The following is a 15,503-nucleotide window of genomic DNA, read 5'->3' on the forward strand; positions in this document are numbered from 1 at the left end:
GGTTCTCCTTTCCGCTTTGACATGCAAGCTTTTTGCAAGAACCATGCCGCGTGGAAAGGGAAAACACGATGCGTTTCTTCAGCCCTTATGCGATGACGTCGGTGCCGTCGTCGGCGGGTTCGACCTTTTCGGATTCGCGCTCGCGTCGGCGCTGCTTGCCGCGTCCGGCGCGCGCGCGCCGCATGTCGATCAGCTCGCCATACGACAGCCACGCACCCGAGCCGCCCGACTTCGCCGCGTACATTGCGGCGTCCGCGTTGAGCAGCAGCGCTTCGGCGGAATCGCCGTCCGCCGGGAACTGGCTGATGCCGATGCTCGCGCCGACGGCCATCGGCTGATCGTCGATCATCAGTTCGTCGTCCAGCGTGCGCACGATGCGCGCGGCGATCGCGGGCGCCGCATCGGCGGAACGCTCGCCTTTGACGAGCACGATGAACTCATCGCCGCCCAGGCGCGCGACGATGTCGCCCGTATGCAGCACATCTTGCAAACGTCGCGCGACGACGGCCAGCACGTCGTCGCCGACGGAATGGCCGTATTGATCATTGATCTGCTTGAAGCGGTTGAGGTCGATGAACAGCACGGCGAGCCGCTCGCCGCTGACCCGCGCCCGGTCGATGGCTTCCTCCAGCTTCTGCATGAAGAGCATCCGGTTCGGGAGTCCCGTCAGCCCGTCGTGGCTCGCGAGATGCGTGAGTTCGTGCTGCTTGCTGCGCAGTTCGTCCATCTGCAGGCGGATCTCGCGGCGCATGCGGTCGAAGCAGCGCGCGAGCACGCCGATTTCATCGGTGCGCCTGAGTGGCAAGGCGTCCACCGTGTGCTCGGAGAAAAAGTGCGTGGCGGCCTCCGCGAGACTATGCAGCGGGCGCGTCAGCGCGCGGGCGAACAGAATGGCGAGCAGGATCGCGAACGCGCTGAAAATCAGCACCATCCGCACGATGCTGTTGCCGAGCATGTTCGCGCCGACGAGCACCTCGTGCAGCGGCTTCCCGAGCCCGATCACGATGAAGCGGTTGCCCTGCGATTCGCCAAACGGCCGGCGCACGAACGAAAAGACGTGGCCCGTCGCCTCGTTCGGTTGCGTGAGTCCGTTCATCAGCACGGGCTGGGTCGACTGCTCGAACAGCGGTTTCGTCGCCGCGAAGCTTTCCTGCATGAACACGCGCCTGCCCTTGTCGAAGCCGAACGTCAGCGACGGGTCGGGATGCACGAGAAAGTCGCCCCACTCGTTGGCGAGATAGACCTGATAGTCGGCGGGGAGATCGGCTTGCGAGAGCCGCAACAGGCTCGCGAGATCGACGTCGATCACGACCACGCCGACCACGTCGCCACGCGCGTTGGCGACGGGCGTGCCGACCCGCAGCGTCGGCTTGCCCTCCGCCGCGTGCGCGCCGTGCTCGTGATTGACGGCAATGGGGGAAATGTAGACGCGCCCCGGCAACAGCGCGAGCGTATCGAACACATACGCGAACTGCCCTTTCTCCTGCAGCGCGCTTTCCTGCACGCGCACCGTGCCGCCCGATTCACGGTCGATACGGATCAGCTCGAGCCCATAGTGGTTGCGCGCGATGAGCCTCACCTGCAGATACTCGGGATGCTGCGCGATAAAACTCGCGAACACCTGCGCGAGCCGGTCGCGCGTCGGGTTGTCGGCGGACCGGCCGTCGTCGTTGAGCGCGACGGTCGCGGCCGACGGCATCGTCGACAGCACCAGGGCGTCCGCGGCGATGTCGTTGATCGCCATCGTGAAACGCTGGCCGAGCAGTTCCGTCGACGTGAGCAGACTGCGCTCCGCTTCATGCACGAGCATGGTGCGGTTCGCGCGATACGCGTAATAGCCCGTCGTGCCGGACGCGAGCACGCCGATCAGCGCGAGCAGCACCGAGAGCTTGAACGTGAGCCCAGGGCGCATCATCAGAAACGCTCCGGGCGGTCACCCGAGACGATGCGGCTCCACAGCGCCTCGCGTTTGTCGATGTTCTCGACGGGCTCGATCCAGAGAATGTGGCTCTTGTCCGAGTTTTCGGGCGGCTCGGTGAGCGTGTTGGCGAGACCCTGGCGCTGCGTCAACAGCTGGCTGACGTCCGGCTCCAGCATGTAGTTGATCCACGCGAGCGCGAGCGGCTGGTTCGCCGCTGCGCTCGTCATCGACCAGCAGTCGAGCCATGCGAGCACGCCTTCGTCGGGAATCACATAGCCGACGTCGGCGCCCGCGCGGCGCAGCAATTCGAGCTGCTGCGTGCCGTAGTTGCCGAACATCAGCGCGACCTTGTGCTGCACGAAGAACGCAGCGGCCTCTTCCGGCAGGTTGTAGTAGGTCAGCAGATTGCGCCGCAGATCGATCAGCTTGCGCGTGATGGTCTGCATCTGTGCGCTGTTCAGCTGAAACGGATCTGAGTAACCGAGCGCGAGCGCCGTGAACGAGAAATTGTGCTGCGCGCTGTTGTAGTCGAGTACCTTGCCGCGATAGCGCGGATTCCACAGTTCGTTCATCGAATGCGGCGCGACGCTCACCTGCTTGCGGTCGTAGATGAGGCCCATCGTCGAATAGGTGAACGGAATCGCGTAGACGGCGCCTTGCTTCGTCAGTCCGTCGATCGACGACAATGCGCGAAAGCGCGGCAACTGCCGTTTCGTGTTCGGCAGACTGCCGAGATCGAGCGGCGCGAGCAGATTGTCGTGTGCGTAGCGCTGGATTTCAGCCGTATTTGCCGCGAGCACGTCGAACTGCGGCGCCTTGCCCTGATGCATCTTGTCCCACAGCGCTTCATCGGAATCGATCAGCGTGACTTCGACTTTCGCGTGATACCGGCTCTCGAAACCTTTCACGACGTCGGGGTCGGCATAGCCCGGCCATGCGAGCACGCGCAGCACGTTCTCGGCCGCTGACGCATGCGCGATCAGCATGCAGCAGCCGATAAAAAGGATGACTGCGTCAAGGAAACGATTGGGACGGACAGCCGCGTGCGCGGTGCGGGCAGGCATGCCCCGCTGCCAGACACATGCATTTGAGTAGCACCACCGCATTTCGTCTGTCCTTATTGCGATCCGACTTCAATGCACTTTAAAGCGCACACCAGGGGCGGCATCGGCTCGATGGCGGTGATGCGGCCGCCACATACGAGGGAAACGGCTTTTGGTCGCGGGCGAGAGACGCGCGACGCTTTTCTTCGGGAGAAGGAACAGCAGTCTAGCGGAATCGCGCGCGCCAAAATATACCCTGTTGTGGTCTAACTGCAGATAACGGCCTGCATGGCCGCTTCTTTAACGATTGGCGTGCTCGAACTTTTCAAACAGCGTTTCAGAAAATTACTGCGGGTAAGGTGCGTGGGGCGCACTTCAATTTTTCGTGCGTTTCAAACTGGTGTTTGGATTTGGCTTGTTTTGTAGGGGTTTTATGTATTTGCTGGGAAGGGTTTTTATGCCATTGCGCTGGCATTCGCGTTTGAGCCCTGTGCGGGCGGTTTGATTTGGTTTGGTTTGCTTGTGTTTGCGCTGGCATCCGCGATTTGTTATCTAGCTTCACGCGTCGCCCCTGTGCGGGGCGGCACCTACTTTTCTTTGCCGCCGCAAAGAAAAGTAGGCAAAAGAAAGCGGCTCACACCGCCAGTTCTTGTATTTGCCTGAGGGCCCCCGAAGGTTCTTACGCTTCACACGGCAATCACGTGACCCATGTTCGTTGCCAGCGCTCTTGCGCTGCGCCTCACCCGCTTCACGCACCCGCGTTACGGCACACCGTGCCAGACTGTCCACCGCCGCCCAGGTGGCAAACTGTGTGTAGGCCGGTAGAGCCACACACGCCTCACTTCGGACCGATAGCACATGCGTTCCACCTTGTAAGAGCGCCAGGCTATACGACGCGACAACCTACACACAGTTTGCCACCTGGGCGGCACATACCATTCGCTGCCGCTAGCTCTTGTGCGGGTGTCTGAAGCGGGTGAGGCATTCATTCGAAGCGTTGGCAACGCACGCAAACAGAAAGGCTGCCGTGTGAAGCGTAAGACCGGTTGGGGGCCCTCAGGCAAGAAGAGATGTTGGCGGTGTTAGCCGCTTTCTTTTGCCTACTTTTCTTTGCGGCGGCAAAGAAAAGTAGGTGCCGCCCCGCACAGGGGCGACGCTTGAAGCGCGCTAACGAATCGCGGATGCCAGCGCAAAGGCTAATACACCGAACGGCGACGCCTGAAGCACGAACGCATAACGCGGATGCCAACGCAGAGGCATAAAAACCAAACGCCTCGCGAATGCCACCGCAAAGGCAGAAACCCCAAAAACCCCAAACCTCCCGCACGAACCCCTACGTGCAAACCTACTGCATGGACGCCACCACGCGCCCCCCCTTCTGCACACTACCCGCCGGATGCAATTCAAAACAAAACGCGGTGCCAACGCCATCCCGCTCAACAAGCCGAATCTGGCTATCATGCAACTGCAGCATCCTCTGCACGATCAGCAACCCCAGCCCCCCGCGATGCGCGCCGCCCGACGTAAACGCGCGCTGAAACAGACCCGCCCGCACTTCTTCCGACATCCCCGGCCCGGTATCGCTCACGGTCACCAACACCTTACCGTCCCGCACCGCAAGATCAACATCGACAGCGCCCGCATCCGGCGTATGACGGATCGCATTATCGAGCAGATTGGTCAGCACGCGCTCGATCATCCCAAGGTCCGCCGTCACGTTCGGCAAACGTGGCGGAATGCCGGCACGCAGCCGGATATGCCGCGCTTCGGCAGACAGCTCGAACTTCTGAAACACGTCCTGCAACAGATCGACCAGCGAGAAATCCTCAAGCGCAAGCTGCACGTTCCCGTGCTCCAGCCGCGCGAGTTCGAACAGCGACTGCGCAAGCCTGCCGACCTTCACACTCTGCCCAAGCGCGATAGCCAGATAACGCTTGCGCTCGGCGTCGCTCAGCGTGTCCGACTTCATCGACAGCGTTTCCAGGTAGCCGTGCAGCGAAGTCAGCGGCGTACGCAGATCGTGTGAAATGTTCGCCACCAGTTCGCGCCGCTCCTGGTCCTGCCGCGTCAACGCGCGCCATTGCTGCCCGATGCGCTCGGCCATCTGCGCGAACGTCGATTCGAGCGTTGCAATTTCGTCGCGCGAATTCGAAGGCGACGGGCGCGCCGCGTTGGCAATCGCGGGTTGTGTATCCGGCTCGCCGTTCGCGTCGAACTTGCGCATCGCGTCGGTGAGACGGCGCAGCGGCCGCGTAATCAGCCCGAACGCCATCAAACCCGCCACGAGACCAAGCAGCGCGACGACCGCCATCGACCATAACGTCGTGCGCAACACCGAGCTAGCTGCGACGCGTGCGGCGAGCGCGTCGTGCGCTTCGCCCTGCAACACGACGTACAGGTATTCGGGCGGCCGGTTGCTCGCGTGCGGCAGCAACGCCGCGCTGAACACCTTGCGCCCGTCGACGCTGCGCGGGTCGTCGCCGAGTATCGGCAGCGGATCGCCAGCGATGAACTCGCGCACCGGCCGCACGTCGACCTGCATCCGCTTCAGGTGTCCGGCGGGTGCGTCGTCGCCTTCTATATGCCCGTTCTGATCGAGCAGATACACCTCGACGCTCGGATTGACCACCATCAACTGCCCGAAAATCTCGCGCAATGCGTCCTTGCGCGAGCCGTCGTTGCTGTCGTCCGCCAGTGCCGGACTGCGCGCGATATGCGAGGCGAGATCGCGCGACAGGCTCTGGATCACTTCCTTTTCGTGCAGATCGCTCGAACGTATCTGCAGCCACGCCGACGCGCCGCAGCACGCGAGCAGCAAGATGGAAAACACCAGCGACAACCGCTGTGTCAACGACAGGTTCACGACGCGTCTCCTTCGTGCGCCGCGGGATCGGCGACGAACTTGTAGCCGCGTCCCCACACCGTCAGGATGCGCGTGGGCTGCGCGGGGTCGGCCTCGATCTTCGCGCGCAGCCGGTTGATGTGCGTATTGACGGTGTGCTCGTAGCCTTCGTGCTGATAGCCCCACACGGCGTTCAGCAGATCCATACGCGAGAACACCTTGCCCGGACGGCTCGCGAAGAAGTACAGCAGATCGAACTCGCGCGGCGTCAGTTCGATCCGCTTGCCGTTGACGCTCGCCTCGCGCGTGAGCGGATCGATGAACAGCCCGGCGAGGTTCAGGCTGCCCGCTTCCATCCGCGCGTCTTTCGCCATCGCATCGACGCGTCGCAACAGCGCCTTCACGCGCGCGACCAGTTCGAGCACGGAAAAAGGCTTGGCGAGGTAGTCGTCCGCGCCGAGTTCCAGACCAAGAATGCGGTGTACTTCGCTCGAACGCGCGCTGGTGATGATGATGGGCGTATAGCGCGCCATCGCCCGGGCGCGCCGGCAGATCTCCAGGCCATCGACGCCCGGCAGCATCAGGTCGAGGATCAGCGCATCCCAGTTGCCCTGCTCCAGCAACCGCAGCCCTTCGTTGCCGTCGGCGCTATGGACAACCTCGTAGCGTTCGTCCCGCAGGTGCAGGCTCAGCACATTCGCTATGTCGACATCGTCTTCGACGATCAGTACGCGCTTTGGATGGTCCATCGGCTGGCTTGAATCAACGTGGGATTGAATGCAGGGATTAAACGTTGCCATACAACGTTTACAGCACTGACATTGTGCAGAATTTTCGGCCGCCGGGTTATCACAATTAATTTAAGTTTTCGTGAGGACCCGGATATCACAGCGGACTTACGCTACGCCATATTCAATCGAGTCGCACCAAGGAGCACACGATGAAAAGCCGCAGGCGGTTCCTGTTATCGGGCGGCAGCGCGCTCGCTGCGCTGGCCGCGCTTACGCACTGGCGGGCGTTTGCGGCGGGAACGCCGGGCACAGCGGACGCAAAGGACGCAGCGCCCGGCGCACCCGCGCGCTTCGAAGTCACGCGCACCGATGCGCAATGGCGCGCGCAGCTCACGCCAGCGCAATATCACGTGCTGCGCGAGGAAGGCACGGAGCGCCCGTTCAGCAGCCCGCTGAACGACGAGCATCGCAGCGGCGTGTTCGCCTGCGCGGGTTGCAGCCGTGAACTGTTTTCGTCGCGCACGAAGTTCGACAGCCATACGGGCTGGCCGAGCTTCTGGGCCCCGCTCGATCATGCTGTCGCGACGCGCGAAGACGGCTCATGGGGCATGGTGCGCACGGAAGTGCATTGCGGGCGCTGCGGCGGCCATCTGGGACATGTGTTCGACGACGGCCCGAAGCCCACGGGCTTGCGCTACTGCATGAACGGGCTCGCGATGACCTTCACACCGCGCGCCGCCTGACATCTTCTTTCATCGCCCCAATTCGCACGATCAACCAACCAAACGATCATGTTACTCATTGTCCTCGCTTACCTCGGCGGCGCTCTCACGATCCTGAGTCCGTGCATTCTGCCCGTGCTGCCCTTCGTCTTCGCGCGCGCCGACCAGCCGTTCGCACGCTCCGGCCTGCCGCTGCTCGGGGGCATGGCGCTGACGTTCGCGCTCGTCGCGACGCTCGCAGCTGTCGGCGGCGGCTGGGTCACGCAGGCCAACCAGTACGGCCGCTGGATCGCGATCGTGCTGCTCGGCGTGTTCGGGCTCACGCTGCTGCTGCCGCGTCTCGCCGACCGTCTGATGCACCCGCTCGTCAGTGCCGGCAACCGGTTGTCCGAGCTTGCGCAGGCGGACGGCGCAAAGCCGCGTATCGGCTCGTCGTTTCTGCTCGGCATCGCAACGGGCCTACTGTGGGCGCCGTGCGCGGGCCCGATCCTCGGCCTCGTGCTGACGGGCGCCGCGTTGCGCGGCGCGAGCGTCGGTACGACCTTTCTGTTGCTCGCCTATGCGGCGGGCGCTGCGACCTCGCTGGCCATCGCGCTGCTGATCGGCGGACGGGTCTTCACGGCGATGAAGCGCTCGCTCGGCGCGGGTGAATGGGTGCGGCGCGGAATCGGCGTGGCGATGCTGTGCGGCGTCGCGGCCATCGCGCTCGGCCTCGATACGGGCGTGCTGACGAAGGTATCGACGGTGGCGACGAGCGGCATCGAACAGCACCTCGTGGACAGCCTGTCGCCGCGCAAACCCGCCAGCGACGCGATGATGTCGGCGAATGTGCAAACAGATGGCCCCGCCATGATGAAGGCCGCCGACACGCAGCCTGCCTCCACCGATGCCACACCGCCCGCAGGCACGATGATGCGCGCATCGGCTGCGGCGGCACCGTTGCCTGTCGAGGGCACGCTGCCGTCGCTGACGGGCGCCGTGCAATGGCTGAACTCGCCGCCGCTCACGAATGCGCAGCTGAAGGGCAAGGTCGTGCTGGTCGATTTCTGGACCTATTCGTGTATCAACTGCCTGCGCACGCTGCCGTACGTGAAAGCGTGGTCGCAGAAGTATCGCGACATGGGGCTCGTCGTGATCGGCGTGCATGCGCCGGAGTTCGCATTCGAGCGCAATATCGATAACGTGAAGAAGGCCACGCACGATCTCGGCGTCGATTACCCGGTCGCAATCGACAACAACTATGCAATCTGGCGTGCGTTCGGCAACCAGTACTGGCCGGCCCACTATTTCGTCGATGCGCAGGGTCGCGTGCGTCATCATCACTTCGGTGAAGGCGAGTATGAACAGTCGGAGAAAGTGATCCAGCAACTGCTCGTGGAAGCCGGTCATCCCGAAGCAGCTCAGGTGGCGACGGGTCTCACGCAGCGCGCGAAAGGCGTCGAGGCGGCCGCCGACGGCAACGACATGATGTCGCCGGAAACGTACATCGGCTATGCGCGTGCCGAGAATTTCGCATCGCCGGGTGGCGAAGCCGAGAACCGCGCACATACCTATGCCGCGCCGTCGAGCCCCGACGTTAACGACTGGGGACTCGCGGGCACGTGGAAAGTGGGCGCCGAGCACGCGACGCTCGCCGCGCCGAACGGACGCATCGTCTATCGCTTCCATGCGCGTGACCTGCATCTGGTGCTCGGGCCGGGCGCTGCCGGCAAGCCGGTGCATTTTCGCGTGACGATCGACGGCGCCACGCCGGGCGACGCGCGCGGCACCGACGTGAGCGCCGACGGCACGGGCGTCGTGACGGAACAGCGTCTCTATCAGCTCGTGCGTCAGACGGGCGACGTAGCCGATCACACCTTTGCGATCGAGTTTCTCGATCCGGGTGTCGAGGCGTACGCGTTCACGTTCGGTTAACCGGATTCCGACTGACTGCACATCACCCTGTTATTCGAGGACTATCACCGTGAACAAGAAACTCATCGCAAGCGCATTGGGCTGGAGCCGCACGTCGGCGGGCAGGATCGTGGCGTGCGTCGCCATCGGCGCGGGCGCCCTTGCGTGGCAACACGTTGCTTCGGCGGAACAGGCGGTCCGGATTCCGCCGCCCGCGCAGGACGAAAAAGTGGGCAGCGTACACACGGAAACGGCCGTCTTCGCGGGCGGCTGCTTCTGGGGCGTTCAGGGCGTGTACGAGCACGTCAAGGGCGTCCAGCAGGTCGCCTCGGGCTACGCAGGCGGCGCGGCGAACACCGCGCAGTACGAGACCGTGAGCGGCGGCGACACGGGGCACGCGGAGTCGGTGCGGATCACGTATGACCCGACGCAGATCACCTATGGCCGGTTGCTGCAAATTTTCTTCTCGGTCGCGCACAATCCGACCCAGCTGAACTACCAAGGACCGGATCACGGCACGCAGTATCGTTCGGTGGTGTTTCCGCAGAATGCCGAGCAGCGTGGCATCGCGCAGGCTTATATCGCGCAGTTGAACGGCGCGAAGGTGTTTTCTGCGCCGATCGTCACGAAGATCGAGGACTTCAAGGGTTTTTATCCTGCCGAGCAGTATCACCAGAACTATCTGGTGCTGCATCCGGATTCGCCGTACATCGCGATCAACGATCTGCCGAAAATCGATTATCTGAAGAAGATGTTCCCGGATGTCTATCGCAACGATCCCGTGTTGCTGAAGGCGTCGGCTTCATGATGGTGGCGCGCCGTACGGCCTGATGTGGCCTGCAGTATGGCCGTGCGTGCATAGTGCTTGCGTCGTCTTTTACCCGCCCACGGCCTCGACGATCCGTTTGCACATCGCCTTGTCGGGGTATGGGCCCACGCCTGCCTGCACGTTATCGGCCATGTACTCGGGGCGTCCCGTGCCGGGAATCACGACGGTGACGGCCGGTTGCGCGAGCACGAATTTCAGCAGCAGTTGCGCCCACGTCGTGCAGCCGATGTCGGCGGCCCACGCGGGCAGCGGCGTCTTGCCGACGCGCGACAGCAACCCGCCGCCGCCGAACGGCTGATTGATCACGACACCGATGCCGAGATCGCGCGCGAGCGGCAGAATGCGCTGCTCGGCGTCGCGATCGTCGGCGGCGTAGTTGATCTGCACGAAGTCGGGCTTCTCGCTGCGCATCACGCTGGCGACTTCATCGAACGCGCCTGACGTGTAATGCGTAATGCCGATATAGCGAATACGCCCGCTTGCTTTCCAGTCGCGCAGCGTCGCGAGCTGCGTGCGCCAGTCGACGAGGTTGTGGACCTGCATCAGGTCAATCTTCGGTTGCTGCAGGCGGCGCATCGACTCTTCCATCTGCGCGATGCCTGCGGCTTTGCCTTGCGTCCACACCTTGGTCGCGACGAACGCCTTGTTGTGCGCGTCGAGCCGCGTGAGCAGCGTGCCCGCGACGGCTTCGGACGAGCCGTACATCGGCGACGAGTCGATTGTTGAGCCGCCCGCTGCGAACAGAACTTTCAGCACTTCGGCGAGCCGCGCCTGGCCGTTCGGATCGTCGCCGACGTCGAAGGTGCGCCACGTGCCGCAGCCGACGACGGGCAGCGGTTCGCCGGTTGACGGGATCGCGCGCCGTTCCATGCGAGGCGTTGATTTTTGCTGGGCGGCGCCGAGGGATGGAATGGACATCGCGAGCGGCAGCATTAGCGCGCGTTGCAGGAAGTCGCGGCGCGCGGATGGTCGATGAGGACGCATTGACGTTGCGTCAGCCCGGACGGCGCGCGATGAAGTCGATCTCGACTAGTGCGTCGCGCGCGAGGCCTGTTACGCCGACGCAGGTGCGCGCGGGCAGCCGTCCTGGCGGGAAATGCGCGGCGTAGACGGCATTCATCGCTGCGTAGTCGCGTTTGAATTCAGTGAGGAAGATACGCGCCGATACCACGTGTTCGAGGCCGAGGCCGATGCCCTTGAGCACCAGCACGAGGTTGTCCATGACGCGTTTGGTTTGTGCGGCGACGCCCTCGGGTAAGGGGGCGGTGTCGTCGTCCGGGGATGTGGGCATCTGGCCGGTGACGAAGACCCAGCCGCCTGATTCCGTCGCATGGGAAAATGGGCCGACCGGCGTCGGCGCGCCTTCGATCATCCAGAACTGGGTGGGTTCGGTCATCGGTTTGGGTTCCAGGTTTTGTTTTGTTTCGGTGGTTGCAGCGCTTGGTTGAATGGCAAGGTCATACCTTAGCGCGGATTTTTTTGTTATGCAGAAGGGTTTTTGGTTTTTGTCTGCGACGCGTTGGGTGGTCTGCTCGTGTTTTCGCTGGCATCCGCGCTATGGTGTTTGCCGTTCACGCGTCGCCCCTGTGCGGGGCCGCACCTGGTTTGTCTGCGACGGCTGGTTGGTTTGCTTGTGGTTTCGCTGGCATCCGCGCTTTGTTAGCGTGCTTCACGCGTCGCCCCTGTGCGGGGCGGCACCTACTTTTCTTTGCCGCCGCAAAGAAAAGTAGGCAAAAGAAAGCGGCTAACACCGTCAGTTCTTGTATTTGCCTGAGGGCCCCCGAAGGTTCTTACGCTTCACACGGCAACCAAGTGACCCGCGTTCGTTGCCAGCGGTCTTGCGGTGCGCCTCACCCGCTTCACGCACCCACGCTTGACCATGCCATGCCAGATAGTCCACTGCCGCCCAGGTGGCAAACTGTGTGTAGGCCGTAGTGCCTCGCACGCCTCACTTCGGACCGATAGCGCACGCGTTCCACCCTGTAAGAGCGCCACGCTGTACGCCGCGACAACCTACACACAGTTTGCCACCTAGGCGGCACATGCGATTCGCTGCCGCTAGTTCTTGTTCGGGTGTTTGAAGTGGGTGAGGCGCTCGTTCAGCGCGTTGGCAACGCACGCGAACAGAAAAGCTGCCGTGTGAAGGGTAAGACCCGTTGGGGGCCCTCAGGTAAACACAAAAGCTGGCGGTGTGAGCCGCTTTCTTTTGCCTACTTTTCTTTGCGGCGGCAAAGAAAAGTAGGTGCCGCCCCGCACAGGGGCGACGCTTGAAGCACGCTAACGAATCGCGGATGCCAGCGCAAAGGCTAATACACCGAACGGCAACACCTGAAGCACGAACGCAAAGCGCGGATGCCAGCGCAAAGGCACGAAAACCACTCAGCGTCGCAGACAAAAAAAATCACTCCACGCCAGCCGCCCGACAAAAAACCCGCCGCGCCGCCTTAGGCGCATCAGCATCAGCATCAACCTCAACAACATCCCGCCACCACCGTTCCCCCCGATGCGGCGCAGCCAAGTCCACTCTCTCCCCCATCCGTGGCGTAGAAAGCGCAATCCCGCGCGCAGCGGCAAGTCCGACGACACGCTCAAACGGCTCCTGCCACCGATGCATCGCCAGATCGAACGTCCCGTTATGAATCGGCACCAGCCAGCGACCACGCAGATCGACATGCGCCTGCACCGTATCGTCGGGTTGCATATGCACGTAAGGCCACTGCGCGTCATACGCGCCCGTCTCCATCAACGTGACGTCAAACGGCCCGAGCCGCTCGCCAATCGCCTTGAAACCGTCGAAGTACCCGGTATCACCACTAAAAAACACCCGCAGGTCATCATCGACGATCACCCACGAAGCCCACAACGTGCTATTCCCATCGAACAGACTGCGCCCCGAGAAATGCTGCGCAGGCGTCGCCGTCAACTGCACACCGTCGATCTCGACACCCTGCCACCAGTCGAACTGCCGCACCTTCGACGCATCGACACCCCACTCGATCAGCCGGTCGCCAACCCCCAGCGGCGTCAGAAACACGCCCGTCGTTTCAGCCAGCGCCAGCACCGTCTCGCGATCCAGATGATCGTAGTGATCGTGCGACAGAATCACGCCGCGCAACGGCGGCAACGCTTCACGCGCAATCGGCGGCGCATGAAAACGCTTCGGCCCCATCCGCTTGAACGGCGACGCGCGTTCCGCAAACACCGGATCGGTCAGCCAGAACTGGCCGCGCAGCTTGAGCAGCATCGTCGAATGGCCAAGACGGAAAAGGCTCCGGTCCGGCGCGGCGTCGAGATCCGCGGGCGTCAGCGGATCGACGGGTAGCGCGCCGGACGGCTCGGTGCCGCGAGGCTTGTTGAGCAGCACGTTCCACACAATTCGCAGCGTCTTGCCCAACCCTTCGACGGGACGCGGCTTCACGTTGCGAAAGCGCTCGCCATTGTGCTGCGGCGACGTACTCGACAACGCGCGGCTGCGCTGCGCCGCCGTGAATCCCAAAACCTGACTGATAGAGCCGATGATCGATTTCATGCGAAGCGTCACTCGAGACAGAAGGTAGACTGCACAGTGTAGTTTATTATCTCGAAAAGTAAACCCATCGGTGTAAAATTAAACGATGGACGACAGCACCACCCTTCCCCGTCTGACCGATCGCAAGCGCGCGGCCGTCATCGAAGCGGCCATCGACGAATTTCGCGCGGCCGGTTTCGACGCGACCAGCATGGACCGGATCGCCGCGCGCGCGAGCGTGTCGAAGCGCACCGTGTACAACCACTTTCCCAGCAAGGAGGCGCTGTTCGCAGCGATCCTCCAGCAGCTATGGGACGCCAGCAAGGCGGGCGATGCGCCCGGCTATCGCGCGGACCAGCCGTTGCGCCCTCAGCTGATCGAGTTGCTCGCGCAGAAGCTGCGGCTGTTGAACGACGAGGCGTTCATGTCGCTCGCGCGCGTCGCGATCGCGGCGGGCATTCATTCGCCGGAGCGCGCGCGGGACATGGTGGCGCGCATCGGTGAACGCGAGGAAGGACTGACTGTGTGGATACGCGCGGCCGCCACCGATGGCAGGCTCGATACACCGGACCCGGCGTTCGCCGCGCAGCAGTTGCATGGTCTCGTGAAGGGCTTTGCGTTCTGGCCGCAGGTGACGATGGGCCAGCCGTCGCTGACAGCGGAAGAACAGAAGACAGTCGCCGAGTCATCGGCCGATATGTTTCTGGCGCGCTACGGGACGGGCGTTAACGGCACAGCCTGATCTCGTCCGTCACGCGCATCATTCATGCGCCGCCAGCCCCATCAGCGTATCCCCGAACCCGCCCCGCACCTTCGACGTAATCCGCGCGCTCGTCACCACACGCGGCGCCGCGCTCCACGCGATCCGCGCACCCGTCTCGACGAGCAGCCCCACCAGCGCGACATCCTCGCTGCACGTGAGCGGCGGAAACCCGCCGACGCGGCAATACGCGCGCGCCGACACGCCGAGATTCGCGCCATGAATATGCCGGTGCCCGTCCGCATTCATGTACGCGCGATAAAACGCTTCGCGGGTCAACTCGTCATGCTCGCGCCAGTCTTCGACGAGCACGGGGCCGCACACCGCTTCCGCATCGAGCGCGAGTTGCGCGACCAGCCAGTCCGGCGCGACGCGGCTGTCGGCATCGGTGAACGCGAGCCAGCGCACGCCCTGCTCGATCAGCGTCGCCGCGCCCGCGGCCCGCGCCTTGCCGACGTTGCGCACATCGAGCGTCAACGCATGTGTGTCGAAGCAGCGCGCAATCGACTCGGACCCGTCCGTGCAGCTATCGAGCGCAACGACGATTCTCACCAGTTCGCCGCGCAATTCTGGATGCGCAGCCGCGATCCGTGCTGCCTGCAGACAATCGGCAAGCAGTTCCTCTTCGTCGTGCGCGGGGATCACGATGCCGATCATGCGAGCCCCTCGTATTGCGCAACCGAGTGCCCATCCTTCGACCACACGTCCAGCAGCAGATCGTGCTCCGCATGTTGCACGAGGCGGTTCAGCGCGGGCAGCGCGTCGAAGCACGCGTGTACATCGTCGGCGGTTTGCAGCTTGCCTTCGAACGGATGACGCCAGTGGCACGCGACCAGCGTGCCATCCGCCGTCAACGACGCGCACGCGCGCCGCGCAAGTTCCGCCGTCGCTTCGCGCGACAGGTAGTAGCACAACTCGCCGATCACGATCAGATCGAAGCTCGCGTCGGGCCATTGGTCCGGCACCGCGCGCCGCTCGACGGTGATGTTGCGCACGCCTGCGAGACGCTCGCGTGCAAGACGCACGGCGTGGTCGCTGATGTCGCACGCGTACAGGCTGTCGCAACGCTGCGCGAGCAGCGCCGACAACTCCCCGTTCGAACAGGCCGGCTCGAAGCCCGACCAATAGCGCTCGCGCGGCAGCGCCGCGATGGTCAGCAGACGCTTGCGGCGCTCATACCAGCTCGCGCGATAGTCCCAGGGGTCGTCGTCCTGTCGGTACAGATCGTCGAAATAGGCGGCGGAGAAAGACATG

13 protein-coding genes are annotated in these 15,503 nt (G+C 63.4%); 4 read left to right on the forward strand and 9 right to left on the reverse strand.

What is annotated here, in order from left to right:
- Positions 1-85 precede the first annotated feature (85 nt).
- From C2L65_RS22790 to C2L65_RS22805, 4 genes are all read right to left on the reverse strand, one after another.
- Positions 86-1,915, reverse strand: a complete 1,830-nt coding sequence (locus tag C2L65_RS22790; RefSeq protein ID WP_042314816.1) for a GGDEF domain-containing protein — start codon at positions 1,913-1,915, stop codon at positions 86-88.
- Positions 1,915-3,027, reverse strand: a complete 1,113-nt coding sequence (locus C2L65_RS22795) for an ABC transporter substrate-binding protein (RefSeq protein WP_042314815.1) — start codon at positions 3,025-3,027, stop codon at positions 1,915-1,917. Before C2L65_RS22795 ends, C2L65_RS22790 begins: the two co-directional genes overlap by 1 nt.
- A gap of 1,282 nt (positions 3,028-4,309) precedes the next feature.
- Positions 4,310-5,827 (reverse strand): sensor histidine kinase, encoded by a 1,518-nt coding sequence (locus C2L65_RS22800; RefSeq protein ID WP_042314814.1) that lies wholly within the window; start codon positions 5,825-5,827, stop codon positions 4,310-4,312.
- Positions 5,824-6,555, reverse strand: coding sequence for a response regulator transcription factor (locus tag C2L65_RS22805; protein ID WP_009771640.1), 732 nt, complete (start codon positions 6,553-6,555; stop codon positions 5,824-5,826). The genes C2L65_RS22800 and C2L65_RS22805 overlap by 4 nt, the downstream gene beginning before the upstream one ends.
- A 191-nt stretch (positions 6,556-6,746) precedes the next feature.
- Here C2L65_RS22805 and msrB point away from each other — a divergent pair, with 191 nt between their 5' ends.
- Genes msrB through msrA form a run of 3 tightly spaced genes read left to right on the forward strand, consistent with a single transcriptional unit; the run spans position 6,747 to position 9,960 of the window.
- Positions 6,747-7,280 carry a peptide-methionine (R)-S-oxide reductase MsrB gene (gene msrB, locus C2L65_RS22810; RefSeq protein WP_042314813.1) on the forward strand — a complete coding sequence of 178 codons (534 nt, stop codon included), beginning with the start codon at positions 6,747-6,749 and terminating at the stop codon, positions 7,278-7,280.
- A gap of 48 nt (positions 7,281-7,328) precedes the next feature.
- Positions 7,329-9,173, forward strand: coding sequence for a cytochrome c biogenesis protein DipZ (locus C2L65_RS22815; protein WP_042314812.1), 1,845 nt, complete (start codon positions 7,329-7,331; stop codon positions 9,171-9,173).
- 49 nt (positions 9,174-9,222) lie between these two features.
- Complete coding sequence (msrA, locus tag C2L65_RS22820) at positions 9,223-9,960, forward strand: peptide-methionine (S)-S-oxide reductase MsrA (RefSeq protein WP_042314811.1); 738 nt, start codon at positions 9,223-9,225, stop codon at positions 9,958-9,960.
- A 69-nt stretch (positions 9,961-10,029) separates the two neighbouring features.
- Here msrA and C2L65_RS22825 read toward each other — a convergent pair whose 3' ends face one another.
- From C2L65_RS22825 to C2L65_RS22835, 3 genes are all read right to left on the reverse strand, one after another.
- A complete protein-coding gene (locus C2L65_RS22825) occupies positions 10,030-10,914 on the reverse strand; it encodes an aldo/keto reductase (RefSeq protein WP_103254568.1) in 885 nt (294 codons plus the stop codon).
- 61 nt (positions 10,915-10,975) lie between these two features.
- Entirely contained in the window at positions 10,976-11,377 is a 402-nt protein-coding gene (locus C2L65_RS22830) for a RidA family protein (protein ID WP_042314809.1), read from the reverse strand.
- A gap of 1,005 nt (positions 11,378-12,382) precedes the next feature.
- Positions 12,383-13,510, reverse strand: coding sequence for an MBL fold metallo-hydrolase (locus C2L65_RS22835; protein WP_042316107.1), 1,128 nt, complete (start codon positions 13,508-13,510; stop codon positions 12,383-12,385).
- 85 nt (positions 13,511-13,595) lie between these two features.
- Between C2L65_RS22835 and C2L65_RS22840 the strand changes: the two genes are divergently transcribed.
- Complete coding sequence (locus C2L65_RS22840) at positions 13,596-14,231, forward strand: TetR/AcrR family transcriptional regulator (RefSeq protein WP_042316106.1); 636 nt, start codon at positions 13,596-13,598, stop codon at positions 14,229-14,231.
- Between the two features lie 18 nt (positions 14,232-14,249).
- Here the strand turns inward: C2L65_RS22840 and C2L65_RS22845 are convergent, their stop codons facing one another.
- Both C2L65_RS22845 and C2L65_RS22850 read right to left on the reverse strand, forming a co-directional pair.
- Entirely contained in the window at positions 14,250-14,906 is a 657-nt protein-coding gene (locus tag C2L65_RS22845) for a glycosyltransferase family 2 protein (RefSeq protein WP_042316103.1), read from the reverse strand.
- The gene (locus C2L65_RS22850; RefSeq protein WP_042316100.1) at positions 14,903-15,502 is read right to left on the reverse strand and encodes a class I SAM-dependent methyltransferase; all 600 of its coding nucleotides are present in this window, start codon (positions 15,500-15,502) and stop codon (positions 14,903-14,905) included. Before C2L65_RS22850 ends, C2L65_RS22845 begins: the two co-directional genes overlap by 4 nt.
- Position 15,503 lies beyond the last annotated feature (1 nt).

Origin of the sequence: Paraburkholderia terrae (assembly GCF_002902925.1) — a bacterium.
GTDB classification, from domain to species: domain Bacteria; phylum Pseudomonadota; class Gammaproteobacteria; order Burkholderiales; family Burkholderiaceae; genus Paraburkholderia; species Paraburkholderia terrae.

Coding starts and splice junctions, on each gene's coding strand:
- C2L65_RS22815 (WP_042314812.1), top strand. CDS start 7,329: ATGTTACTCATTGTCCTCGCTTACCTCGGCGGCGCTCTCACGATCCTG.
- C2L65_RS22795 (WP_042314815.1), bottom strand. CDS start 3,027: ATGCGGTGGTGCTACTCAAATGCATGTGTCTGGCAGCGGGGCATGCCT.
- C2L65_RS22850 (WP_042316100.1), bottom strand. CDS start 15,502: ATGTCTTTCTCCGCCGCCTATTTCGACGATCTGTACCGACAGGACGAC.
- C2L65_RS22840 (WP_042316106.1), top strand. CDS start 13,596: ATGGACGACAGCACCACCCTTCCCCGTCTGACCGATCGCAAGCGCGCG.
- C2L65_RS22825 (WP_103254568.1), bottom strand. CDS start 10,914: ATGCTGCCGCTCGCGATGTCCATTCCATCCCTCGGCGCCGCCCAGCAA.
- C2L65_RS22835 (WP_042316107.1), bottom strand. CDS start 13,510: ATGAAATCGATCATCGGCTCTATCAGTCAGGTTTTGGGATTCACGGCG.
- C2L65_RS22830 (WP_042314809.1), bottom strand. CDS start 11,377: ATGACCGAACCCACCCAGTTCTGGATGATCGAAGGCGCGCCGACGCCG.
- C2L65_RS22845 (WP_042316103.1), bottom strand. CDS start 14,906: ATGATCGGCATCGTGATCCCCGCGCACGACGAAGAGGAACTGCTTGCC.
- C2L65_RS22805 (WP_009771640.1), bottom strand. CDS start 6,555: ATGGACCATCCAAAGCGCGTACTGATCGTCGAAGACGATGTCGACATA.
- msrB (WP_042314813.1), top strand. CDS start 6,747: ATGAAAAGCCGCAGGCGGTTCCTGTTATCGGGCGGCAGCGCGCTCGCT.
- C2L65_RS22790 (WP_042314816.1), bottom strand. CDS start 1,915: ATGATGCGCCCTGGGCTCACGTTCAAGCTCTCGGTGCTGCTCGCGCTG.